This is a genomic window from Allorhodopirellula heiligendammensis, assembly GCF_007860105.1.
Taxonomy (GTDB): domain Bacteria; phylum Planctomycetota; class Planctomycetia; order Pirellulales; family Pirellulaceae; genus Rhodopirellula; species Rhodopirellula heiligendammensis.
Window position 1 is genome coordinate 556,116 of the sequence record NZ_SJPU01000003.1, and the last position, 22,980, is coordinate 579,095.

The 22,980-nt window shown below is 56.5% G+C and carries 19 protein-coding genes; 8 read left to right on the plus strand and 11 right to left on the minus strand.

Annotated elements, in window-relative coordinates:
- Nucleotides 1-15 precede the first annotated feature (15 nt).
- Both Poly21_RS22050 and Poly21_RS22055 read left to right on the plus strand, forming a co-directional pair.
- Complete coding sequence (locus Poly21_RS22050; RefSeq protein ID WP_146409205.1) at nt 16-861, plus strand: N-formylglutamate amidohydrolase; 846 nt, start codon at nt 16-18, stop codon at nt 859-861.
- Nucleotides 851-1,774 carry a rhamnogalacturonan acetylesterase gene (locus tag Poly21_RS22055; RefSeq protein WP_302120137.1) on the plus strand — a complete coding sequence of 308 codons (924 nt, stop codon included), beginning with the start codon at nt 851-853 and terminating at the stop codon, nt 1,772-1,774. Before Poly21_RS22050 ends, Poly21_RS22055 begins: the two co-directional genes overlap by 11 nt.
- 86 nt (nt 1,775-1,860) lie before the next feature.
- On the opposite strand, the gene Poly21_RS22060 is transcribed toward Poly21_RS22055, so the two are convergent.
- Genes Poly21_RS22060 through Poly21_RS22075 form a run of 4 tightly spaced genes read right to left on the minus strand, consistent with a single transcriptional unit; the run spans nt 1,861 to nt 5,432 of the window.
- Nucleotides 1,861-2,940, minus strand: a complete 1,080-nt coding sequence (locus Poly21_RS22060; RefSeq protein WP_146409206.1) for a TIGR00266 family protein — start codon at nt 2,938-2,940, stop codon at nt 1,861-1,863.
- 6 nt (nt 2,941-2,946) lie between these two features.
- Nucleotides 2,947-3,630 carry a TIGR00266 family protein gene (locus tag Poly21_RS22065; protein ID WP_146409207.1) on the minus strand — a complete coding sequence of 228 codons (684 nt, stop codon included), beginning with the start codon at nt 3,628-3,630 and terminating at the stop codon, nt 2,947-2,949.
- Nucleotides 3,631-3,636: 6 nt separating this feature from the next.
- The gene (locus tag Poly21_RS22070) at nt 3,637-4,296 is read right to left on the minus strand and encodes a TIGR00266 family protein (RefSeq protein ID WP_302120138.1); all 660 of its coding nucleotides are present in this window, start codon (nt 4,294-4,296) and stop codon (nt 3,637-3,639) included.
- Nucleotides 4,293-5,432: a M48 family metallopeptidase gene (locus tag Poly21_RS22075; protein WP_146409208.1), complete on the minus strand. Its 1,140-nt coding sequence runs from the start codon at nt 5,430-5,432 to the stop codon at nt 4,293-4,295. Before Poly21_RS22075 ends, Poly21_RS22070 begins: the two co-directional genes overlap by 4 nt.
- A gap of 154 nt (nt 5,433-5,586) precedes the next feature.
- Here Poly21_RS22075 and Poly21_RS22080 point away from each other — a divergent pair, with 154 nt between their 5' ends.
- The gene (locus tag Poly21_RS22080) at nt 5,587-5,952 is read left to right on the plus strand and encodes an HPF/RaiA family ribosome-associated protein (protein WP_146409209.1); all 366 of its coding nucleotides are present in this window, start codon (nt 5,587-5,589) and stop codon (nt 5,950-5,952) included.
- A 166-nt stretch (nt 5,953-6,118) separates the two neighbouring features.
- Nucleotides 6,119-7,375, plus strand: a complete 1,257-nt coding sequence (locus Poly21_RS22085; RefSeq protein ID WP_146409210.1) for a DUF4013 domain-containing protein — start codon at nt 6,119-6,121, stop codon at nt 7,373-7,375.
- Nucleotides 7,376-7,393: 18 nt separating this feature from the next.
- Here the strand turns inward: Poly21_RS22085 and Poly21_RS22090 are convergent, their stop codons facing one another.
- Nucleotides 7,394-8,830 (minus strand): AMP-binding protein, encoded by a 1,437-nt coding sequence (locus tag Poly21_RS22090; RefSeq protein ID WP_146409211.1) that lies wholly within the window; start codon nt 8,828-8,830, stop codon nt 7,394-7,396.
- On the minus strand, nt 8,827-9,615 hold the full coding sequence (locus tag Poly21_RS22095) for a TrmH family RNA methyltransferase (protein ID WP_146409212.1): 789 nt from the start codon (nt 9,613-9,615) through the stop codon (nt 8,827-8,829). The genes Poly21_RS22090 and Poly21_RS22095 overlap by 4 nt, the downstream gene beginning before the upstream one ends.
- 226 nt (nt 9,616-9,841) lie before the next feature.
- Here Poly21_RS22095 and Poly21_RS22100 point away from each other — a divergent pair, with 226 nt between their 5' ends.
- Nucleotides 9,842-10,921: a hypothetical protein gene (locus tag Poly21_RS22100; protein ID WP_302120143.1), complete on the plus strand. Its 1,080-nt coding sequence runs from the start codon at nt 9,842-9,844 to the stop codon at nt 10,919-10,921.
- 163 nt (nt 10,922-11,084) lie between these two features.
- The gene (locus tag Poly21_RS22105) at nt 11,085-13,244 is read left to right on the plus strand and encodes a TolC family protein (protein WP_146409214.1); all 2,160 of its coding nucleotides are present in this window, start codon (nt 11,085-11,087) and stop codon (nt 13,242-13,244) included.
- A gap of 78 nt (nt 13,245-13,322) precedes the next feature.
- Here the strand turns inward: Poly21_RS22105 and glgX are convergent, their stop codons facing one another.
- The 5 genes from glgX to Poly21_RS22130 form a co-directional block, all read right to left on the minus strand.
- Nucleotides 13,323-15,434 carry a glycogen debranching protein GlgX gene (gene glgX / locus Poly21_RS22110; protein WP_146409215.1) on the minus strand — a complete coding sequence of 704 codons (2,112 nt, stop codon included), beginning with the start codon at nt 15,432-15,434 and terminating at the stop codon, nt 13,323-13,325.
- A gap of 48 nt (nt 15,435-15,482) precedes the next feature.
- A complete protein-coding gene (locus Poly21_RS22115; RefSeq protein ID WP_302120146.1) occupies nt 15,483-17,741 on the minus strand; it encodes a transporter substrate-binding protein in 2,259 nt (752 codons plus the stop codon).
- A 356-nt stretch (nt 17,742-18,097) separates the two neighbouring features.
- Nucleotides 18,098-18,247 carry a phosphoketolase family protein gene (locus Poly21_RS27835; protein ID WP_302120147.1) on the minus strand — a complete coding sequence of 50 codons (150 nt, stop codon included), beginning with the start codon at nt 18,245-18,247 and terminating at the stop codon, nt 18,098-18,100.
- 50 nt (nt 18,248-18,297) lie between these two features.
- Nucleotides 18,298-18,939, minus strand: coding sequence for a hypothetical protein (locus Poly21_RS27840; protein WP_302120148.1), 642 nt, complete (start codon nt 18,937-18,939; stop codon nt 18,298-18,300).
- A gap of 211 nt (nt 18,940-19,150) precedes the next feature.
- Nucleotides 19,151-20,821 carry a HEAT repeat domain-containing protein gene (locus tag Poly21_RS22130; protein ID WP_146409217.1) on the minus strand — a complete coding sequence of 557 codons (1,671 nt, stop codon included), beginning with the start codon at nt 20,819-20,821 and terminating at the stop codon, nt 19,151-19,153.
- A 218-nt stretch (nt 20,822-21,039) separates the two neighbouring features.
- Here Poly21_RS22130 and Poly21_RS22135 point away from each other — a divergent pair, with 218 nt between their 5' ends.
- A complete protein-coding gene (locus Poly21_RS22135; protein WP_146409218.1) occupies nt 21,040-22,086 on the plus strand; it encodes an AAA family ATPase in 1,047 nt (348 codons plus the stop codon).
- On the plus strand, nt 22,076-22,942 hold the full coding sequence (locus tag Poly21_RS22140) for a DUF58 domain-containing protein (RefSeq protein WP_146409496.1): 867 nt from the start codon (nt 22,076-22,078) through the stop codon (nt 22,940-22,942). Before Poly21_RS22135 ends, Poly21_RS22140 begins: the two co-directional genes overlap by 11 nt.
- Nucleotides 22,943-22,980: the final 38 nt, after the last annotated feature.

Here is a 22,980-nt window from a genome sequence, read left to right on the forward strand (position 1 = left end):
CGGAATGGATTGTCAATGGATCCCCCCAACGACTTAGTGCAGGATATTGTTCGAGTGCACTTCAGCGATGGCCCCATCGTCGCGGTTGCGATTCATGATGGGCACGCGGTACGGCCCGAGATCGCCGAGCGATTGCTGATCAGTGAAGCGGATCGATTGCGAGAAGAGGATTCGTTCACCAGCCGATGGACGCGCATCGCTTCGACGCAGGTGGTCGGCCTGCGGAGCCGATTTGAAGTCGATCTCAACCGACTTCGCAAGGATGCTGTCTATCGAACGCCCGAGGACGCCTGGGGGCTTCATGTTTGGAAGCAGCCACTTGAGCCGGATATCGTCGATCGTTCGCTGGCAATCTATGATGCGTTCTACAGCTTCATGTTTGAGCTGCTAAGTGAGATTAAACGTCGCCATGGTGCATTCTTTGTCTACGATCTACACAGTTACAACCATCATCGCGAAGGCCCCGCGTCGGCGTTTGCGGAGATCCTTGAAAACCCACAGATCAACATTTGCACCGGCGGCATGGATCTAGATCGTTGCGAAGGGGTCGTGAGCTGCTTCGAACGAGCAATGAAAGAATTTGATTTTCCTGGTGGACCGCTCGATGTCCGCCGCAATGTTCGATTTCGTGCGACCCGGTTCTCACGCTGGGTCCATGAAAATTTTCCTGGCTCGGGCGTATCACTCGGTATCGAAGTCAAGAAGTTCTACATGAATGAGTGGACCGGCGAGGTTGACGACGAGATCGTCACCGCGATCGGTCGAGCCCTGGAGTCGACCGTCGCTCCAATCAAGCATGCGCTAAAACAGGCTCGGTCGGTGCCCTCCCAGCAACGACCGCCTGAACAGGATGTGTTGTAGTCCTGCCACCGGTCACAACGCCTGGGCTGGCGCCAGTCACATTCCCCATGAGAGTGCTTCTCATGGCAGCGCTTCCCATGGCAAAGTCGAGACCAAGTATGATGCTTCGGGTAGGCCACCAACTGGTACCGGTCACGCCACGATTGGCATCTATCTTGAACCCTCCTCGATATCACGACGCATCATGCAAACGCACTTCCTCACGCTACTGTTGCTCATCCATTCGGCACTCGCCTCTGCTAGCACAGAACCGAAAGAACTCACCATTGGGCTGATTGGCGACTCGACCGTCGCGACAACGTACGGTTGGGGGCCAGCATTTTCGGAACGGTTTAGTGAGCACACCCGGGTGATCAACGTGGCCAAGAATGGAGCCACACTCGAATCGTTATCCAGTACGCTCGATCAATTGTTGAATCAGCACCCGGACTACGTGTTGATTCAGTTCGGACACAATGATCAAAAGAAGTATGGGCCGGATCTCTATCGCGATAAGTTGACGTCGTATGTCGAACGAGTGAAAAAGGCGGGTGCCAAAGCCATTATTCTGAGTTCGGTGACCCGGCGTAATTTTGGTGAGAATGGGAGAATTGAACCACGAACGAGCGGTCTCAAAGCGAGCTTGGCGGCTTATGCAACGGCGGCGCGGGACCTGGCACAGCAGCAACAGGTTCTATTCATCGATCTCAACGTGATCAGCGTGGAACACCACAATCGAATTGGCCCAGAGGCCAGTGCCGCCTACAACTTCGAGGTGACCGACACCACCCATTTCAGTCCAGAGGGCGCGGCGGCTACTGCCGAGCTAGTGATTGAGGCACTCGAAACAATTGCACCTGAGATTACTGCCAATGTCAGATCGGGTGAGCAAATGAGTCTCTCTCTGGAAGGGCGGCAACCCGACGAAGAGTAGGTGAATCATATTGTTCGAATACGTTTTCTGGAACACCCACGGTTGTCTGGACGAAACGCGAACTTCTGCAGGAGGAGCTCCGGCACTCAGTTGCTCTTGGTAGGTCGAAAGCCGTGGACCCAGGATAGAAATGATTTGACCTGGCGTGTTTGTACCCAGACGCGGCCGGTGCCAGCGAACTGACATACGAGTCCTTCGCCGCCGAAGAAAAACGACTTGATTTTCCCTGCGGTGCGTAGTCCCGGCAGAACGGTGACGCGGTACTGCAGCGACTCTTCGAAGGCGACGATGTATCCGGTGTCGACGATGAAGCCCTCCGTCACGTCGATCGGAATAATCGCGCCGTAGGAATTGAAAAAGATATCGCCGGTGCCAGTGGCTTTGAGCAAAACGAGCCCCTCGCCACTGAAGAATCCTTTGGCACCCTGCCATTTTCCGGAGACTTCGACGCCTTCGCTATTGAGCATGTACGCGCCCCGTTGAAGGTATAGCGAATTGCCTTCGAGGCGATGATAGGCGATGTCACCTGCTGCACCGCCAGCGAACATCACCTCACCGGGGCCACTTTGAGCAGTGAAGGTGTTGATTATTAAACTCTCGCCGCCCAGCATCCGACCTAGCGTTTTTCCGAGACCGCCTTTGAAGCCAGCTTCCAAGTGCATCGATGGTGTCATCGAAACCATCGCAGAAGGCTCAGCATATAGCTTGCGTCCTTGCGGTATTTGGATGTTGACGATTGAGAAATCCGGACGTTGACTGATCTCGTACTGCAGTTGACTGGTGGTCCCACGCAGTGTTTTCGATTCCTCCCCGCGAGCGCGCCCCGCAGTAGCGGCGGGACCCGTTGCGGAAGTCGTCGCTGGCCGGACCGGTGACGCTCCGCCGGTGGCGAGCGGGGCGGCAGCGATCGGGGCTGGTTTGGCGACCGGGAGTGAGGGCGGTGTTGGGGGTTGCGGAGTTGGTCGTTTCGCGGGAGTGACTGCTAGATCTGCCGCCACAGGCGCAGGAGGTGGGTCCTGCGCGGGTGGCAGGTAGGCATCATCACTCGCCGCAGGGGCGGGGATGGCCATGATTTGGCCGCACTCTTTGCACTTGGCTCTCTTGCCAGCAAATTTGTCGTCCAATCGGTAGCGTTTTTGGCAATTGTTACAGGCGATGCTGATCATGGTGCTTTATCGTGCCTTGAGTTTGGGGCCGAGCAATTTACCAAAGCTAGGTGGATTATGACTTTGGCAATAGAGTTTGCCCTGGCCGCTGAATTTGCAAACCAGGCCTTCGCCGCCGAGAATACTCCCGACAAGGCTCGAGCCGGCTTTTCCGATGCGGAACTGCAAGGTGTCATCAAACGCCACGATGTGACCGGTATCCACCACGTATTCGCCGTTGACGTTAACCTGGTAGATCGAGCCAAAACTATTCAGGAAGAGATCACCGCTACCGCTACACTTAACCCAGAACATTCCCTCGCCGCTGAACAAGGCTTTCCCGAAGCCCTGCCAAGTTGCGTCGATCTCAATTCCAACGGCCGATGCCAACCAACTTGATCCCTGCACGATCAGCGTGCTGCCGGCGAGCGGGTAGTGCATAATATCGCCTAGCAATCCAGGACCGATCATCAGCGTCTGGTCGGAAGCTGTGGCGGTAAAGTGATTGAGAAAAAAGTTCTCACCGGCAAACATGCGTTTGAGACCTTTGGCGATACCACCGCCGCCGCCCTTATTTCGGGACGTTGTCTCGACGCTAAAACCGCTGGTCATGGCGATCATCGCACCGACTTCGCAGGTGATCGATTCGCCAGCCTGCATGGACAATTTAGCGATCGACATCGCCGGTTGGGCGAGCAGTTGATGTTGCATGATGAATCAGTAGAGGTGCGAATTGGTCCATGCCGCAAGACCGTCGAACGATCGCGACTGCATATAAATACGGCCAGGCCCAGACACCCGTGTGACTAAACCTTCACCGCTGAAAAAGCTTGAGAACAGACCGCCTGCCATGGCGATTTGAATACCGATCGTCGGTTCGTAGGCTACCAAATGCCCAGTATCGACAATGTAGTCGCTATCGATTTCACGTTGGAAAATTCCGCCATAGGCACCGAACCAGATACGTCCCTTGCCGCTGACTTTGAGTCGGAACAATCCTTCGCGAGCGATGAACATCCGAAAGCCCGCCCAGCCCAAGCCAAGTTTCACGCCAGGTTCACAGGCGATGAATGCGCCTGGTTGCAGGAACATGGTGTTCCCGTTGAGTTCGAGGCACTGGATGTCGCCGGGGAAGGGTTGAGTGAGCACAATGTCGCCACCACTTTGTGTAGAGAACGTGTTGACGAACATGGACTCGCTGCCGAAGATTCGTTTCAGGACACCATTGACGAATCCGCCACTCCACTGCGTCTTCATCTCGATCGACGCGCTCATACTGGCCATGGCGTCCGCTTCGGCAATGATCTCTTCACCGGGCTCTAAGTGAACTCGGATGTTGGCGAAGGAGGGTCGGTCATGAATTTCGGCTTGCATCATTCGCCCTGCGGTTGATTAGCGGGAAGGTTATGAAGATGTGTCTGCACTTCGGCCCAGTCGATGTCGAGAGGGCGATACTCTTGCGGCGGCAAATTCGCAATCTGAGCTTTGACGTCGGCTATTCTAGACGCCTCGTCCGGGTGCGTGCTGACCCACGTGAAAATTCCTGGTAGTTCAGCATGATCCTTCGCCATGATCGAGAAAAACTGGGGCATGCCAGCCGGGTCGATCCTAGCTGCTTGGAGCATTTGCACGCCCTCACGGTCCGCCTCGTTCTCGTGTTCGCGGGAGTAGTGATTGATCGATGCGGTGTGAAAAAGATCGACCCCGGCGCCCATCAGGCCGCTGACATCGCCGATCAACAGTGTCAACCCAGCCCACACGCCGAGCGATTGGCCGACACGCTGCAGACCATGTCGCAATGTCACGTGGGACATCTCGTGCGCCAGGACGGCGGCAACCTGCTCGGGCGTCTTTGCACTTTCGATCAACCCCGTGTAAATGACAATGTGTCCTCCTGGCAGCGCAAAAGCATTGACTGTCGGCGACTCGACGACCTGCACGTTGAATTTCAGTCCTGGAATGGCCGCTGCGGGGGCCAATCGGTCAACGATCGTCTGCATCGCGTCAACGACGACTCTGTCCTTCACCGGTGGCCCCTCCAAAGTCATCGACTTCATTGCCGCATTTCCAATCTGCTCGTCGACGCTGGTGGGCAATGCCAGCACCGCAGCTTTGGCAGCGCGTCGGATGCCGAAATATCCTCCAACAACCAACACGGCCAGCGCGAGCAGGAACGCCGACGCATAAAACAGACTGCGCCTCGACTCACTGCGACGTTGCCGGTGGGAAATGGCCAGTTGGTTATCAAGGGTTCCCGCCGCCGCCAGAGAAAGGTCTCGGCGAAACTTGGAATCATCTGAGTAGATGGTGAGCGAACGATCGGGATTGCGACAAAAGATCATCCGGCCGTGATAGCCTCCCATCTCGACTTGGCAGTCGCGGTAGGGAATGACGAAGGATTCCCCGTCGGGGCAGCGCACGGAAACTCCCGCTGGGGCGAGTTCAACCTCCCCGCCAGCTCGCCCATCAGGGAGTGAGTCGCTGAAAACACCTCCAGAATAGATGGTTTGCATGGTCTGCGTTCCGAATAGGGACTGGGGGGCGACAAGTTGCCGCGATGGGGTGATATATTAACGCAAAGAGATGATGTGGTGTGGCGTTTGCACTATAATTTAGCTGGGTGCCGCATGTCGCTCACCCCATCTTCACCAGTGAAAGGATGACCAAATGCAGATTCAAACTCACACCGACAACCACATCCGAGGCGGCGAAGCACTTTATGCTCACGTGCAGGAATCCGTTGAGAACGCGTTGGAGCGATACGAGCAACGGATCACACGTATCGAGGTGTTTTTAGCGGAGGAGCATGCTCATGACAAACATGTCGGGCATAATGAGGACCTCGACAAGCGGTGTGTGATGGAAGCTCGTTTACGCGGTCTGAAACCCATTTCGGTGCGTCATCACAGCACCACAGTCCGCGATGCATTCGAGGGCGCGGCCGATAAACTGTTACACTTGGTGGAGAAAACGATCGGTCGACTCGACCAACGTCGCGAACAGGTGACGTATGACGTTGAGTCACTCACCTAACCGAAGCTAGTTGGTTAGGACACGTGTCTAAGACAGTTGGCTAGGTGCGCCAGACTGCGAATCCGCAGTCTGGCGACGGCGGCTACATTTCGTGCGGCACGTGTTATTTTCTTACGGTCACTCAAATTTTGGGGAACATGAAAGTGATTTCGAGACGAGGTTCCCGATGAGCTGGGCGGGCACGGTCGATCCAATTTCTTCCGAGCGGCAGTTGTCGCAGGAAACCGTCATTGACGCGCCGCCCGGGGTAGCGAACGGCCTTGAGTTGACGTGGGCGAGGCACCTCTGGGCACTGCTCGCAGCAACTGTGTGGAATCTATGGTGCCTGGGCTGGCTCGTGTTACTGCTGGCTGTGGTGACAGCCATTCCGGTGCTGCAGATCACAGTGCTGGGTTATTTGTTATTTGTGGCAGGACGACTGGCTGGTGGCGAAACGCTGCGTCACAGTCTGCCTGGACTGACCAAAGCGGGACAGATTGGGGTAATCGCTGCCTCGCTGGGCCTGGCTTCATTGCCGATTCGCATGTTAGTGCACTGGGAGTCTGTCGTCGCGATCATTGAGCCGAGCTCGCGAGCAGCGGTGGCACTTCGCATGCTGGCGATTATCGTGTCCGCATTGACAACCGTCTACCTGTGGTGGGCCTGGGTTCGTGGTGGTCGGTTATGGCATTTTGTGTGGCCCGAACCCATGCGATTCTTGCGCGAAGTATGGCGCCCGGAGACGTGGTCCAACACAGCTGATCGGATTTGGGAATTTGCGGTCTCATTGCGACTTCCAATGCTGTTTTGGTTGGGACTTCGCGGCGCAGCGGGAACGCTAATCTGGTTGCTCCCGGCGATGCTGATCATGGTTGTCACGCGCGATGGTCAACGAGCGGTGGCAGGAGTTATCGGTGTGATCGCATTGATCTTGCTTGGTTATGTGCTGCTGACACTGCCCATGTTGCAGGCCCACTTCGCTGCTGAGAAACGATTTCGAGCGATGTTCCAGTGGCGGCAGGTACGGCGCGACCTGCGGTATGCTCCATGGAGCTACGCGGGAGCGATGTTTCTGACGCTTGTCGTCTTGCCGCTCCCACTGTATCTGCTCAAGATCGAAGCGACGCCGCAAGAAATTGCCTGGTTGCCCTGCCTGATCTTCGTCTCGTTCATGTTGCCAGCGAGGATCGCTACGGGGTTGGCGCTGCGGCGATGTCGACGGCTTCGAACCGCTGCGGATGCAGGAGAGGAAACTCACCGTGGGCAGACTCAACGAATTTGCACCATCGTCTCGCGGTGGACTGTTCGCTTGCTAGTCGCACCTGCGATCGTAGTCGTTTATCTCATCGTCCTCGGGGGGAGTCAGTATACGAGCTGGGACGGTGTTGATACCTGGGTTCGCCAGCACGCGTTGCTCGTACCAGTGCCGTTTGTCGGATTGTAGGTGGCGATCCAACTTCCGTTACGGTTCCACAAAACGTGTGGCAATGACGCGGCGGCGCGGCGTTTTCTTCGGCGTTAACTCCCCCCGCGCGAGTGACAGGGGCGGCACAAGCCGCTCACATCGATATGACGTGTTGGGCGGCAGGAGCGGTTCGATCGTGGACGCTATCTCATCTTGATCGAGCGTCTCAATCTGCAACGCAATGATAAGCTGTTGATTGACTGACAGGACAACAGCGTACTCGCAGGGATGATTCCGAACAATTTCCTGTTCGATTGGCAGCGGATGCAGTTTGAAACCGTTTTCCAGTACGATCACGTCATCAGCTCGTCCGAGAATTCGTAACTGCCCGTCCGGCTGACATTCGACCAGATCTCCGGTATCCAGCCATCCATTCCCATCGATCTTTGCTGCGGTTGCTTCTGGATCATCGAGATATCCCAACATCACATTGGGGCCGCGCACGTATAATCGGCGATCACGGATGCGGATCTCACAGTCGTCCACCGGCGGGCCGACCAATCCCTCCGCTGTCTTGCCAATGGCCGAGCTGCAAATGACCGGCGACGTTTCGGTGCATCCGTATCCCTGAATCACCTCAATGCCGTGTTGCCGAAGACTAACGAATAAATCTCGATCCATGGCCGCCCCGCCGCACCCAAGCACAGCAAGTTGATTTAGACGTTGATCATTTGATGCCAGCCGTGCAGCGATCTCCCGTGCCACAACCGGCACGCAATTGATCATTGTCGGTGGGTAGGCGGGATCGATTCGCTCGAGCCCGCGGGTGCCGTAGTCGAGCGTCCAGACGCAACCCGAGAGTAGCCACGTTCCCATGTCGCAAGTTCTCGCGTAGGCATGGGCAATCGATAGTAGGGTTAGTCGAATGTCCTCCGGGCATTGCGGGACCGCACGCAATTTTGCTTTCGCATTGGTCGTCAAGTTGTGCTGCGACAACATCACGCCACGCGGTTGAGCGGTCGTGCCACTGGTCCACAGGACAAGACTCGGTTGATGAGGATCAACGCGGGCCGCACAATGTTCCAACTGGTGCAGTGCCGACGCAAAGTCATCTCTCGCCGGTAGAGCGTTCTTATTGACAGTTTCCCACGCGATACCTTTACTGCGACTGGAAATCTGTCGCCGGATCGCCGTCGGCAGTCGTGCATCGATCGGAATCTCGATGACACCTGATGCCATGCAAGCGATTGCAATTACGATGTCGGCGGGCAAATTGCGGCTTTCGTAGACGATACGAATACCCTCCGCTCCGCGATGACGTGTACCTCGCGGAACGGACTCATCAGCCAAGCATTCAATTTGCTGACGCGTCCGATTAACTTCAACAGTGAGTTCTGCCCACGTCTGTGCAGGCTGGTTGGGAGCACGCAGCGCAATCGCATCCGGCCGGAGCCGTGCATTCTGCATGAATGCATCGAGTAAGTGCTGGCTCATCGAAGTTGCTTGCTCAACTCGTACAAAAAGATCGCACCAGCGACACCCACGTTGAGACTGTCGGTCGATTCGTGCATCGGCAGCGTGGTGCGAAGGGAGCAAGCATCCTGGACGGCGCGGTCGAGCCCGCTGGCCTCATTTCCGACAACCAGTACAGTTCCGTGGCGAGCAAGTTCGCTGCCTAAAGTGTCAATTGCGATGGCGTCCTTAGCGGGCGTGGTGGCGGCGAACTGGATGCCCTCGGTCTGCAGCTGCGTGATTTGTTTAACAGGTTCATCGAATTGATAAAAGCGATGATGAAAAACCGAGGCCATGCTGACCCGGATGACTCGGCGAGCGAACGGAGTGATGGTTTGGGGACCGATCAATATATCGTGAACACCAAGAGCAGCCGCCGAACGCAGCAGGCTACCCACATTTTCGGGATCGCTGATCCCGATGAGTGCGAGTGCGGTGGGCGGTCGGCGGCGGGCAAGTTCCTCGCACCCCAGCATGGTGGGGCACTCGCCGTGAGCCAACACGCCGCGATGAAAATCGTAGCCGGCAATCTGCTCCCCAATCTGAGGATCGACCACAAACGCTGGCGTTGAGTCAGGGATCAGTGCGGCATACTTCGATTCTTGCCCACGGTGAAGCAGTAACGATCGCAACGATAATTCGCTTTGGAGAAGTCGTCGCACCACCAATGAGCCTTCAGCGATGAAACCATTGCGGGGATCTCGGATCCGCACATCGCGGAAGGCGTTTAAACGCGGGTCTTGGGGGTCGGTGACTTCGATGAACACGACGACGGGGTGTGGTTAGAGGGGAGAGTGACGAGTACTGGTGTGGGGATGCCGATTGGAAGTTGTAACGCTTGTACGGGTCGCACCCAACGGGTACCACCGGGAAGACCGGTTTTGCCAGTTGCTCCTAGATTCAGGCGTTGAGTCCCGCCGATTAAAACGGCTGTCGGGAAAACTCGGCATGTGCTTTTCGATTCACATGACACGGCAAGAAAGACGCATCGTAATGTCAAATTCAATCTGGGACTGGTGGTTCGGCGACGTACCACAGGGCTACATGGCGGTCCACCGCTCGCCAAGCCGATACACTGTCCGCCGCCGGTTTCTCGTTTTTCTAGCTGCGATTGGTGCGACGCACGGCGTTGGGGCGGCATGGCTGTGGGCCGATGGCGGAGCGATTCCCGTCAAAGCTCAGCAGGCCTCCGTTAGTTGGTCGTCGACTGCTTCGTTTGCGATGATGCTCGCGAACCAAGGGCCCGCCGGCGACGCAGTTCCGGGGAGTCTGCCGGATGCTGCGGCTTCTAATGGCGTCTCGCCTGCTGATGCGGGGCTTGGCCTGGGTGCCGACCTGAATTCGGATGCGGACAGTACGCTCTCCGCGGACGAACAACGCACCGAGCGTTTGCGGCAGTTGCTCGACGACGACGATAGAACCGAAGATGACGGTCTGTTATCGATCCCTGACACATCTGAGGAACCCGACAAAGTAGCTGATCCTGACGATGCGACTACTCCCGCAGCGAATGAGCTGGATCCTGCGGTCAAGGACAATGAAGGCGTGTTGGCTAAGCCTTTTATCCAGCCAAGATATCCTGAAGTCGAACAGGGACGCTTCGTACTGCCGCCTCTTCGAGCTGTTTCTACCGACCAAAAGCCGATTGGCAACGGGCGGATTCCGGAAACAGTGAGCGCCGGGGACGAACTCAATATGATTGCGTTGCCTGAAGACGGTGATGAGCGAGCGTTGTTGGCCGGGGAAGCAGCATGGCCCGAATTGATCCGTCCTTGGGCGGCGCCAAACACATTTTCGCATCCCCTGTATTTTGAAGACCGGATGCTCGAACGGCATGGTCACGAGCGTTGGGGCTGTTTCCAACCTCTCGCTTCGGGCACGCGTTTCTTCGTCACGATGCCCATGCTGCCTTACCTCGCGACCGTGCAGCCGCCATGCGAGAACATTTACAGCAAAGGCTACTACCGAGTTGGGTCTCCCACACCGAAATTCTTTCAGCGTCCACCTCTGGAGCGTCGCGCGATTATCGTCGAAGCCGCAGTGGTGTCCGGAACGTTCATCGCGTTGCCTTAGCCGACCCACAGGTCGGATCAGAGTTGGAACTTTCAACGGCGGGTCAAATTGCCCGTCGTAATCTGTCACCCGCTCATTCGAGTTAACGCCCGACAGGGATGTTGAGCGTCTCGAGTTGCAGTGGCCTCACCGAAGTCAATGTTTTTGAAAGATTGAGCTAGCCATGGATCGGCACCCCCACAAAGACTGCCTCGAAACACCGAGCCACGTCCCAACAACGAAGCCATCAAAGACTCGTACCGGTAACGTGCAGACGCAACGTACTCGTGCACGTCGACGGCGGTTGGCTGCGATTCTCTGTGGATGTGTCGCATCGATTGCCACGGTAGGCTGCAATCTAGCCCAGAAGATTCCCGATGGTCCGCACGATACGGTGATGTCCTATCACGATCACTCGGCGTTGAAGATTGAATATCCTGAGGTTCAGGATTGTGCGACGCCCCAGACAGCGGCGGCCGCAGCAGCAACGACGCCAAATGCCTTGCAGGATCCCTCGCAACTACCGGCTGTCGAGATCACGCTGCAAGACGCTATCCGCACGGCGCTGGCCAACAGCCCTGTGCTGCGATCGATCGGCGGTACCATCATCACCAGTCCAGCGGCGATGCGGACCGTTTACGATCCCAGTCTGGCGCACGCCAGTCCCCAGCTCGGTGTGGAAGCGGCATTGTCAGCCTTTGACGCTCAGTACTCCCAGTCCTTGTTTTGGAACAAGGTTGACGCACCTCGCAACCTCAATCCAGCAGCCATTGGAGGCGGCGGTGGTGGTGTGACCAACCTGTTCCCGACGTATACCAACCAAACGCTGGGAACCTACAACAACGAGATTCGCAAGAAGACGGCGACCGGGGCCACATTCGCGTTACGCAACAATGTGACGTACACACGTACTGACGACCCCAGCCGTCGTAGCCAATTGTTCCCCAGTGCCTTCACGGGCTTCATGGAAGCCGAGTACCGGCAGCCGCTGATGAGAGGAGCCGGTACTACGTACAATCGGATTGTCGGCACCAGCACAATCCCCGGCACCTACAACGGTGTGTTAATTGCGCGTGTGAACGAGGATGTGGCACTCGCAGATTTCGAAGCCGCTGTGATATCCATGGTTTCGGATGTCGAGCAAGCCTACTGGGAACTGGCGGCATCCTACCGGGTTCTTGAAGCGACCGTGAAGGGACGCGAATCTGCTCTCCAAACCTATCAATACCAGCAGGTGCGGTTGGACGTGGGTGCCGGCCGTAGCGACGAAGAAGCTCAGGCTCGATCGCAGTATTACGAATTCGAAGCACAAGTCCAATCGGCACTCGCTGGTGATGCGGGCCTGTACCAAGTTGAGCAGCGGCTACGTTACCTAATCGGCATGCCCGCCAGCGACGGGACTTTGCTCAAGCCCACGACCGCGCCACTGGACGCCAAGGTTGTGTTCGACTGGCAGAGCGCCCTCGGCCAAGCACTTGTACGCCGCGTCGAAGTCCGTCGCCAAAAATACAATGTGAAACGTCGCGAACTCGAATTGGTTGCGGCGAGATTGAATCGACGGCCGCAAGCAGACTTTGTAGGTACCTACCGCTGGGTCGGTTTGGGAGATCACCTGATCGGCAATAGTTCCGGCGCGCCCTACAATCAAAACCTATTCAGTTCTGTGACCAGTGGTCAGTATCAGCAGTGGGGCGCGGGGGTCGAGTTCTCAGCACCGATCGGCCTGCGTGCTGCCAGCAACGCGGTTGCCCACGCAAACTTAAATCTTCAGCGTGAACGCTCCCTGCTCAATGAAACCGAACTGCGGATCAGCCACGATCTGTCAGCGTCCGCGCGATCCATCGATCTGACTTATCAGCTCGTCGAAACCAATTACAATCGCTATCTCGCCGACCTTCGCCAGGTCGACGTGCTGCGACGACGGTATATCGACGGCACCGATAACATTAACTTTCTCTTGCAGGCCCAGCGACGCGTGGTGGTCTCGGAAGCGGAGTTTTATCGTTCGATCTCGAACTACAACCTCGCGATCCGTGACTTCCACATGCAAAAAGGTTCTCTACTCGCCTACGCGGAAATTGGTTTGGCTGAAGGTCCTTGGTGCCCCGGTGCGGAGCGAGACGCGTACGAACTGGGACGGTTCTTGGAACCCAGTCACCATCCAGAAGATATCTGCGTACCTCGTCCGATCAGCTCGGGACCTTTCGATCCCTCAGAAACCCAACCGGGCGTAGGGGGCGGGTACACCACCGATCAGATGATCGATGTGGGCATCAGTTCTCCCGGCGACGCGGAATTTGTCAGCCCGCTGCCGCTGAGCGATGGCAATGGACTTGCCGAATAGCAGATGGCCGTTGCATGGGAGACCACGGGCTGGTTTAGGAAAATGCTTTCTGAAGCCACGATTCGTGGTGCTACCGGTTCAGAGAGATTGCCTCGTCGGCCGTTCGCACACATAGAGCAGGACAACGGACCTCGCTGCGGCGAGGTAGTGATTGCTCGTCACCTCCACGGCTTGCTCCCACGGAACGATGTCCGCTGGGCTATCCAGGGCCGTATCAATCCACCGACGCCAGTGCCCACTTTCAAGTGCTGGCAACTCGAAGGTAAGCGGCTCCCAGTAGGCATTCAGGATCCAATGGAAAATGAGTTCGCCGTTATGCAGTTCGCCACCTAAGGCGATACAGTGTGACGCATCGCTCCAGTCCGGCTGATGCAAACGAACTCCATGCCACGCTTTCTTGGCTTCGCGCAACATCGTGTTCACGCTGATTCGCTGCTGTTCATGTTCGGGATCACGCAGTCTCCGGCGGGCACTCAATAGGTCGACGAATCGATGAACGTCGGCGTGCTTCTCCAAGTCTGTCCAGTCGAACCAACTCACTGGATTGTCCTGACAATAGGCGTTGTTGTTACCTCGCTGCGTGCGGCGGACCTCATCGCCCATTGTGATCATTGGGATGCCCAGTGACAGCATCGTTGTGGTGAGAAAGTTTTTCACCTGACGGTTTCGTAGTCGCTCGATCTGAGGATCATCGGTCGGGCCTTCAATGCCGCAATTCCAACTGCCATTGTTATCTGTCCCATCGCGGTTGGCTTCCCCATTTGCCTGGTTGCGTTTCGCGTTATAAGAGACGAGGTCGTTCAGCGTGAATCCGTCGTGGCAGGTCACAAAGTTGACGCTCTGTTCAGCTTCTCGCTCCTTATGACCGTAAAACTCTGGGCTGCCCACAATGCGATCGGCAATCCGGCGAACGGAGCCGCCTTCACCGCGAAAGAAATCGCGGATGTCGTCTCGGAACCTGCCATTCCACTCACGCCACGAATCACCAACGAAATCCCCTACCTGATACAGTCCGGCGGCATCCCAAGCTTCTGCGAACAGCTTGATGCCCGCCAATTCAGGTGCCGATTCGATATCCCACAGAACAGGCGGGTTGGGGTGTGGTTGTCCCGAGCTATCCCGGGCCAGGATGGATGCCAAGTCAAATCGAAAGCCATCGACATGCATCTCCTGAACCCAATAGCGTAGGCAGTCAATGATCATGCGGCGGACAACTGGATTGTCTGCGTTCAGCGTATTTCCACAGCCACTGTAGTTGGCATAATGCTTGCCTCCATTCTCCAGGTGGTAGTACGTCTGGTTGTCGATGCCACGAAAGCACAGTGTCGGACCCGATTCATCACCTTCAGCAGTATGGTTAAAGACAACGTCAAGGATCACTTCGATGCCCGCTCGATGAAGTGCTTTGACCATGTCGCGAAACTCATCGACCATTCCGAGTGGCCCCGGACGCGAGCTATATGCCTGATGTGGGGCAAAAAAGGAAATGGGTGCGTATCCCCAATAATTCACTTTGCCAACCGGTGCATCAAGTGCATCGAATTGAAAGACAGGTAATAACTCGACGGCAGTGATGCCAAGTTGCTGCAAATAAGGGATCTTTTCGATCAAACCCGCGTAAGTTCCGCGTCTGTTGTCATCCAGCCCGGAGTTCGGGTGCTGCGTGAAGCCCTTCACGTGCATTTCGTAAATGATCGTCTGAGCGGCAGAACGGCGGATAGGTTCGTCGCCCTCCCAATCGTAAAGGCTCACGTCGACAACGACACTTTTCATGGCCAAAGCAGAGTTTTCGCTAAATCCTTTCGCGGCACCGCGGCAATAGCCTTGGGGTACCACGACTCCGCGACCGTACGGATCAAGCAGGACTTTCGTGGGATCGAAACGCAACCCGCGTTCAGGCTCATTGGGACCGTTGACGCGATAACCATAGAGTTGGCCGGGCTCCAAATCAGGCACGAATACGTGCCAATAGTGATAGGTGCGATTCGCAGTTGGGTGCAGAGCTATGGTCCGTACGGGATACGGGTCCGCTTCATGCTCGAACAATAAGAGCTCGACACTGGTGGCCCGACGCGAGAACAGGCTGAAGTTCACGCCGCCTGCTTGAACCGTTGCACCCAGCGGATAACTGTGCCCAACCTCGCTTGAACGAGCTTGAACTGCCAGACCTTGTGATTGAGAATCGAGCATACGAGTGGCCGAATGAAGTATGAGTGGCCGAATTAATCAGCGGGCGAATTAATCAGTAGCTGGCGCTGCCCACTGATCTCCCCAACTCGTGTAAAGATCGTGAAGAAAAGCCTTCCAATCGGCAGCAGTTCGAGTGGCGGGATAGGGAGCAGGTTGCATCGGCTCGGGGGCAGACCAGACGACTTCGAACTGACCATCGTGTCGGATTTTGCCAATCCGTGGCGTCTTAAAGCAGTGCTGGGTATCCGGTTCGATTCGAATGTGACCCTCCGGAGCGGCCAGCCGCTCATTCAACATCGCCCGAATGACTTTTTTCGGGGCGATGGTTTGAGCTTCCCGAACGGCCTGTGCCCACAGTTGAACTCCCACATAGGCGGCTTCCATCGGATCCGAAACGACGCGCTGCGGATAACGCTGCGTCACTCTTTCGACGAACGCATTGTTTTCAGGTAGGTCGAGCGACTGGAAATAGGTTAATGCGGCATAATCACCCTCCACGTTTTCAATCGAAAGACTGCGCAGTTCTTGCTCACCCATGCTGAATGACAAGCACGGAATATCAGCTGATCGGATATCTGCTTGACGCAGCGCACGGAAGAAATCCGTGTTTGAATCACCCGCAATGGCGCAGAGAATCATATCTGGTTTTGTTTTGATGATCTCACGAACCACAGGATCAAACTCGGGACTCGATAGCGGCACATACATTTCTCCCACCACGTTTGCGCCCACCGTCGCAACGTGATCTTGGATGATCTCACTAGCGGCGCGAGGAAAAACGTAATCCGATCCGACGATGAAAAAGCGTTTCTTCCCGAGCTCTTCGATGGACCAATTGAGGGCTGGAATAATCTGCTGATTCGGGGTGGCACCCATGTAAATGATGTTGGGTGACGTTTCCATGCCTTCGTACTGCACGGGATAAACCAACAGGTTGTCATGTTTTTCAAAAATAGGACGGACGGTTTTGCGACTGGCCGACGTCCAGCAACCGAATACCGCACAGACCTTTTCTTCGACGATAAGCCGTTCCGCTTCCATCGCGTAGGTTTCGGTGTCGGACCGACCGTCTGCTACGATTGGCTTGATGGGACGGCCCAACAGGCCACCCGTGTTATTGATTTCCTCGATCGCCATGAGCGTGGCGTCAACAACGCTGGTTCCGCTTGTCGACATCGTTCCGCTGAGCGATTGCAGAACTCCCACCTTGATTGGCTCACCTTGCGGGACGACCGCACCGGCTGAGGTGTCACCCGCAAAATGATGTATGGTCATCGCGATCATAGCTATCACCAACAGCAACGCGGCCCCACCAGCAACGATGGCCCGGAAATTTACCCGCGGCGGTGACGGAGTGGGTTTCACGGCGGCGTGCGATGAGCCCGATTGACTGGGAAGATCAATTCTGATTTCCCCCGACAATGCTGCCACGACGGATTGGAGATCGGCCAGCATCTCCTCAACCGACTGGTAGCGATCGGCGGGTGCCTTCGCCAAGGCGCGAGCAATGATATCAGCACAAGCCGAAGGGATGGATGGATCGTTAACACGGGGGTCTGGGATGGTCTTCGTGCAGTGAGCGAGCATCACCTGAACAGGACCGCCCGAGTCCTGAAAGGGGCTTTTACCAGTGAGCAGACAGTAATAGGTTGCTCCCAGTGAATAAATGTCGCTGCGGGCGTCCACATTCAAACCCTGACACTGTTCGGGACTCATGAAATAGGGCGTGCCGATGACCGTTCCCGACTGCGTCAGATGCGCCGCTGTGAGCGGGTCGGATTCGGACAATTTTACCAGTCCAAAGTCCGTCACCTTCACTCTGTCGTCGGCCGCACGAAGTAAGTTCGCAGGTTTCACATCTCGGTGCACCAGACCAACTCGGTGAGCCGCTGAAATGCCGCGACATGAATCGATCAGGATGCGAGTTGCCTCGAGTGGCGTTTGCGCACCGGATTTTTTTAGCTCGTCAGCAATGCTGCCGCCCGACAGTAGTTCCATGACTAAGTAGGGGGTCGCTCCCTCCAGCCCCACCTCGTAGATCGTCGCCACGTTGGGATGACTCAGTCGACCCGCTGCCCGCGCTTCGGCTCGAAACCGATTGACAAGAACTGAATTTGCAGCAAATCGCTCTGGCAATACCTTGATGGCGACGTTGCGCTCGATATGTGGATCGATCGCCTCGACGACAATTCCCATTCCTCCTTGGCCGATCGTCTTGATGACTTGGTACTTGCCAAGAATCTTGCCGACCCACTGCTGGGGAATACTACCGAACTGTTCGAACGTATCGTCGTCATTCCAGGCCATGCTCCTGGTTGGACCCATTGACAAGTTCGCGTCTGATTCGGGCACCATGGGCGGCGGGTCCCCTGACGGTTGATTCGTTGTCATGGCGGCCTTAATCAGATCCAAGTAACATTGGGGTGCACTGTCTAGGTTGTCTGCGAATGCATAGCAGACTGTCAGGGTTGACTTTCAATCTCGGGAGTCTGCCTTCTGTCTCGATCACAAGATTATACATGATCTCCTCCGGTCGAAGTCCCCGTTTCACCGCTAAGCTCGTGACCTCCCCAGGTCCAGCCAGCGATTTCAGGCATGTCGTCGCCGTATTTGTTGATGTAGTGCCGGTGGTCGATCAGTTTGTTATGAATCGCTTGCCCAAATTAAGCCGCTTTGGCACCTAGCTGCGGCAGCCGATCGATGACGTCTTCACAGAGATGAAAACGATCCATTTCATTCATGACGACCATGTCAAACGGGGGCGTCGTGGTTCCTTCCTCCACCGTCTCCAGCGGTTTGCCTTGAAACCGCACGGTGGCATCTGTCGATAGGCACTTACCACCAGCAAATACCTAAAGGCTGGTCAACTGGTGATCCAGTCCGATGACGCGTGCGAGCGACACCTCACCATCAGTATTGATGACCTCTGCCTTATCACCCAAGGCAACACCGCTAGCCCGCAATCGAATAACGTCGCCGACGATTTTTTCGCCAGATGATCGGGGCTTCCCATGGGCACTTCAATCCCATCGATCACCTGCGAGACAGGGATCGAATGCGTCGATAGCTTGGGCGCAATTTGCAGTTCATCCAGTGACGTTGCTGCACGTAGCCGCTGTGATTCAACACTCCGGGCGACAATCGGAATGAGATCATCACCTTCCCGGTACTGGCCGACGACGACGCCATCGGAATTTCGCTTCATCACACGCGCAAGATCATCTCGCGAAACGCCGGCGGCGCGGGCGCGTTCCTGCTTGTCCTGCGGCGTTAAGGCTTGCACCCGTTCACGCCAATTGACTCGCACTTCTTTCGTAAGTGGCGTGTTGCGGAGAATGTCGGCACCTTCCTCAGCGAGTCGCCGCAGCGTGTCAGGGTCTGCATTTGCTGGGCCGCTGAAACGGGCTTCAATCTTCCAATCGTCGAAAGCCCCGACGGAATATTTGCGGACCCGCACCAGGGCGTCCGGGACGTTTTCCTGCACCCATGAATCCGTGGCCGTCACGAGGTCATCGACACCATCAAACGACTTAGCGTTAACAATGATTTGAGCGTACGAGGTGTACGGATCTTTGGCGCTGACGGGCAGATAAAATCGCGGTGGCCCGCGCCAATGAATGCGCTCATCGACGAGGTCGCGTCATGCTGCTGAACAAACTCCTCGATCCGTCTCAGGTCCGCGTCGGTTTGCTTCTTAACATTGTCCTGCGGTCGGACTATTCGTCATCGCGATAATATGTTCGCTGCGATTTCGGCAGCGGATCGAACGCAAGTTGGTCGACGAGGATCCCTTGCGACTTGGCGATACGAAGTGTCGCGACAGCATCGCCATAGAAACCGCCGACTTCGGTGATGCCTCTCAGCAGACCAGCGACCGTTGCGTCCACTTCAGCGAATGCATCCGGCTTACCGGGGCGAAAACGACTGATCCTGAGCTTTGCGATACCTTCGTCGCCCTGGCGTTTTTCCAGTGATTCGAGCGGCCGAATAACAATTCCGCCTGATCCGATCATCGACGCCGGGCTCGACAGCGGCGAGAGGTCACCGATCAGAACGATCTCTGATTTGCGATTGAGTGAGACGACTACGGCGGGTGGCCCGGTGGACTCAATCTCATACATCCGGAATTGGCCGTGGAGGTTTTCTCCGTTCAGCAAGGCACGACCGTCTTTGCGATCCCGCAGCACGGTCATCACGCCATAACGAGTCTCAAGACTCGCTTCGTCGAGTAGCTCTTTCAGTGCGGCGACCGTTGAGGTTTGTTCGATACCTCGCAATGCATCCAGGGCTGGGGCGCGGAATGCGGGTTCGGTGCGAATCGCGTCGATCAATGGCTCGATCGCTTCGACCCGGTCCAGATATGCCAGAGCTTCGGCGGCGTAGAAACGTAGTTCGGGGTTTTCGAGCGACGTCGCTTCGATCAGCGTCGGTACGGCGCTCTCGCCAATCGCTTCGAGTTGGAGGGCGGCATCCGCTGCCGTCGATGGGGACCGCAGCTCGCTTGCCAGTTCCACCAGTCGACTCTGGGTGCTGCTGGATTCCGCGGCCACGGTGATCGAGCGGACGACCGCCATCAGGCGGGTTTCGTGGTCTCGGTATCGAGGATGCACATCGAGTTCGATGTAGTCGTCTTCGGTCGGTTTGGCGATGCCGCGGCGGGTCGAGCCATCGAAGAAGTAGAAGCGGCGGTTGATTGCCTTGGCGAGCGCTTTGGAGACCTCGACATGTTGATACTGCGGACGCACAACCAGTCCGAGTTTTCGATCGTTTTGAACCACGCCTCCTGAGAGGATGCGACCGGTGACCTGTAGCGTCGGATCAATTGTTCCGTCGTAATCGGCGCGGGTCAACATGCGGCCGGTCGCGACGGCGAGCACATCGCTGCTGCGAACAGCATTTTGCAGCACTTGTTGGTGCCGCATGCGAGTATCGAGCAACCACCCACCGTGGAGGTCGGTAGCTTCGGTTTTCGGGGGCGTTAAGATCTGTAAGTCGAGCGGATCGCCGCGACGGGCGCCCGGTCGAATCAAGCCACGAACTTGCACAAGGGCGTTGTCGTCACGTTCTAGGTACTCATTCGGATCGGAGATCGCATTGATCTTCATCTCTTCGAGCAATCGATCGCGGAAGCCCGATGGCATTGCTGGGCCACCCGTGCCCGGCAATTGATTGATGACGGCTACACCATCGACACTGATGGGCTGCATGCCGTTGGGGATGGCTGCTTCCCGAATCAGATTGGGCAACTCAGGAACATGGAGCAACTTTTGCAGATGTTCCGAATCGTCTGTGGCATTTCTCCCCAGCCAGCTCGCGCAGCCGACCGGCACGACGACCCAAACAGCTAGCAATGCTGTAGAGAAAAGGCGGTATTGCGAGCGATACATGGCTGAATTGTGGTGGCGGGGAGGAACGGAACGGCATTTAACAGGAACGCACCCATGATTTGATAAAACCGCAGAGCTAGCGAATTTGCGTCCTTGAGCACAAGATCAAGCTAGGAAAACCCGCGGGGAACCGCTTCCCCCGGCATCACAAACCTGCCGCGTGGGTTAAACTGCGTTGACTCATTGATTAACATTTGTCCTCGATCGAGACCGTCTGAATGAACCAACCCCCTGTCAGTGAATCCGACGTGGGCTTGCTCCATGCCGCCCGCGAGCGGGTTTTAGCCCAATTGGGCAAGATCATCGTTGGCCAAGAACACGTGATCGACGAGATTTTGATCTGTTTGTTCAGTCGTGGACACGTGTTGCTCGAAGGCGTGCCGGGGTTGGCGAAAACGCTGATGATCAGCACGCTGGCTAAAACGCTTGATTTGTCGTTCAGCCGTATCCAGTTCACGCCTGACCTGATGCCGGCGGACGTGACGGGGACGGAAATCATCGAGGAGGACCGGGCGTCGGGCCATCGTGCCCTGCGGTTCATGCCCGGACCCCTGTTCGCCAATATTGTTTTGGCCGATGAAATTAACCGGACCCCCCCGAAAACTCAGGCCTCTCTGCTCGAAGCGATGCAAGAGCGGCAGGTCACTGCGGGCCGCGAGCGACACGTGCTCGACGACCCATTCTTCGTGCTCGCGACCCAAAACCCGATCGAGCAAGAAGGCACCTATCCGCTGCCAGAAGCGCAGCAAGACCGGTTCATGTTCAAGATTTTTGTCGACTATCCCAGTTTCGATGAGGAATTTGAGGTGGCTCGGCGGACGACTGGTACCGCGACCGAGGTGGCCGAAGCGGTGTTGACTGCGGAGGAGATTCTGCGACTGCAGCACCTCGTTCGCCAAGTTCCGGTGAGCGACCATGTGATCCGTTACGCGTTGTCACTCGTCCGGCAAACACGTGTTGGCGGCGCGGGCGTGCCCGATTTCGTTGACGACCTCGTCGGCTGGGGGGCCGGCCCCCGAGCGGTCCAGTTCTTAATCTTGGGCGGCAAAGCCCGCGCGCTGCTCCAAGGGCGACACCACGTGCAAGTTGACGATATCGCCGCCCTTGCGGGGCCGGTCCTCCGCCACCGGATGGTGGTAAACTTTACAGCCGAGAGCGAAGGTATCACGAGCGATGACGTGATTGAACGAATCATCGGAGCGACCCCTACGACCGAAGACGAATTGTCACGCGATGCCCGATTCCAAAAAATATTTGCGACCTGAGGTCACTGCTCGCATTCGTCGCTTGGAACTGACGGCCCGCCGGGTCGTCGAAGGGTTTCTCTCGGGGATGCATCGCAGTCCGTACTTTGGCCAGTCGATCGAGTTCCTGCAGCACCGACCTTATGTGGCCGGCGATGAGTTGCGGCACATCGACTGGAAGGTGTACGCGCGCCAGGATCGGTTGTCGATCAAACAGTACGAGGAGGAGACGAACCTTCGCTTGCATCTTTTGGTCGACTGCAGTGGCAGCATGGGATATGGCGAGGGCGACCGGAACAAATTCCAGTATGCCGCTTCGATCGCCGCTTCGCTGGCTTACCTCGCGCTGCGTCAGAAAGATGCGGTGGGACTGTTTACGTTCGATACCCAAATTCGCGACAGCATTCCAGCACGCAGCAACCAACATCAATTGCATCGGATGCTGCGGTCATTGGCGTCGTCGGACACCGATGGTGATACGGAGCTACCCAAAGTCACCCGCCAAGTCGCTGCGACAATTCCTCGGGGCGGTTTAGTGTGCGTCATCTCAGACTTGCTCGGTGTGGAGTCGCTCACCGAAGGTCTGCGTTTGCTACGTGCCCAAGGCCATGACGTGGCCCTGTTTCAGGTCTTGCATGACGACGAAGTGGATTTTGAGTTCACCGGCGCAACGCGGTTCGAGGGACTGGAAGATCCCATGTTTTTGAACTGCAACCCGGCTGCCTTGCGTGCGGGATACCTCGAGGCCCTCGATCAGTTTCTGGAGCAGGTTCGTCGAACGTGCGGCCGACTGAAGATCGATGCGATGCAGGTCCGCACCTCGGACCCACTCGATGCTGTCCTCGCCAAATTCCTCTCGGCAAGACAACGTAAATAAGAAATAGATAGTTCGTCGGAAGTTCAGCCGTCGCACTC

Coding starts and splice junctions, on each gene's coding strand:
- Poly21_RS22105 (WP_146409214.1), top strand. CDS start 11,085: ATGGATCGGCACCCCCACAAAGACTGCCTCGAAACACCGAGCCACGTC.
- Poly21_RS22075 (WP_146409208.1), bottom strand. CDS start 5,432: ATGCAAACCATCTATTCTGGAGGTGTTTTCAGCGACTCACTCCCTGAT.
- Poly21_RS22100 (WP_302120143.1), top strand. CDS start 9,842: ATGTCAAATTCAATCTGGGACTGGTGGTTCGGCGACGTACCACAGGGC.
- Poly21_RS22065 (WP_146409207.1), bottom strand. CDS start 3,630: ATGCAACATCAACTGCTCGCCCAACCGGCGATGTCGATCGCTAAATTG.
- Poly21_RS22080 (WP_146409209.1), top strand. CDS start 5,587: ATGCAGATTCAAACTCACACCGACAACCACATCCGAGGCGGCGAAGCA.
- glgX (WP_146409215.1), bottom strand. CDS start 15,434: ATGCTCGATTCTCAATCACAAGGTCTGGCAGTTCAAGCTCGTTCAAGC.
- Poly21_RS22090 (WP_146409211.1), bottom strand. CDS start 8,830: ATGAGCCAGCACTTACTCGATGCATTCATGCAGAATGCACGGCTCCGG.
- Poly21_RS22060 (WP_146409206.1), bottom strand. CDS start 2,940: ATGATCAGCATCGCCTGTAACAATTGCCAAAAACGCTACCGATTGGAC.
- Poly21_RS22130 (WP_146409217.1), bottom strand. CDS start 20,821: ATGTATCGCTCGCAATACCGCCTTTTCTCTACAGCATTGCTAGCTGTT.
- Poly21_RS22070 (WP_302120138.1), bottom strand. CDS start 4,296: ATGATGCAAGCCGAAATTCATGACCGACCCTCCTTCGCCAACATCCGA.
- Poly21_RS22055 (WP_302120137.1), top strand. CDS start 851: ATGTGTTGTAGTCCTGCCACCGGTCACAACGCCTGGGCTGGCGCCAGT.
- Poly21_RS22135 (WP_146409218.1), top strand. CDS start 21,040: ATGAACCAACCCCCTGTCAGTGAATCCGACGTGGGCTTGCTCCATGCC.
- Poly21_RS22050 (WP_146409205.1), top strand. CDS start 16: ATGGATCCCCCCAACGACTTAGTGCAGGATATTGTTCGAGTGCACTTC.
- Poly21_RS22115 (WP_302120146.1), bottom strand. CDS start 17,741: ATGGCCTGGAATGACGACGATACGTTCGAACAGTTCGGTAGTATTCCC.
- Poly21_RS22085 (WP_146409210.1), top strand. CDS start 6,119: ATGAGCTGGGCGGGCACGGTCGATCCAATTTCTTCCGAGCGGCAGTTG.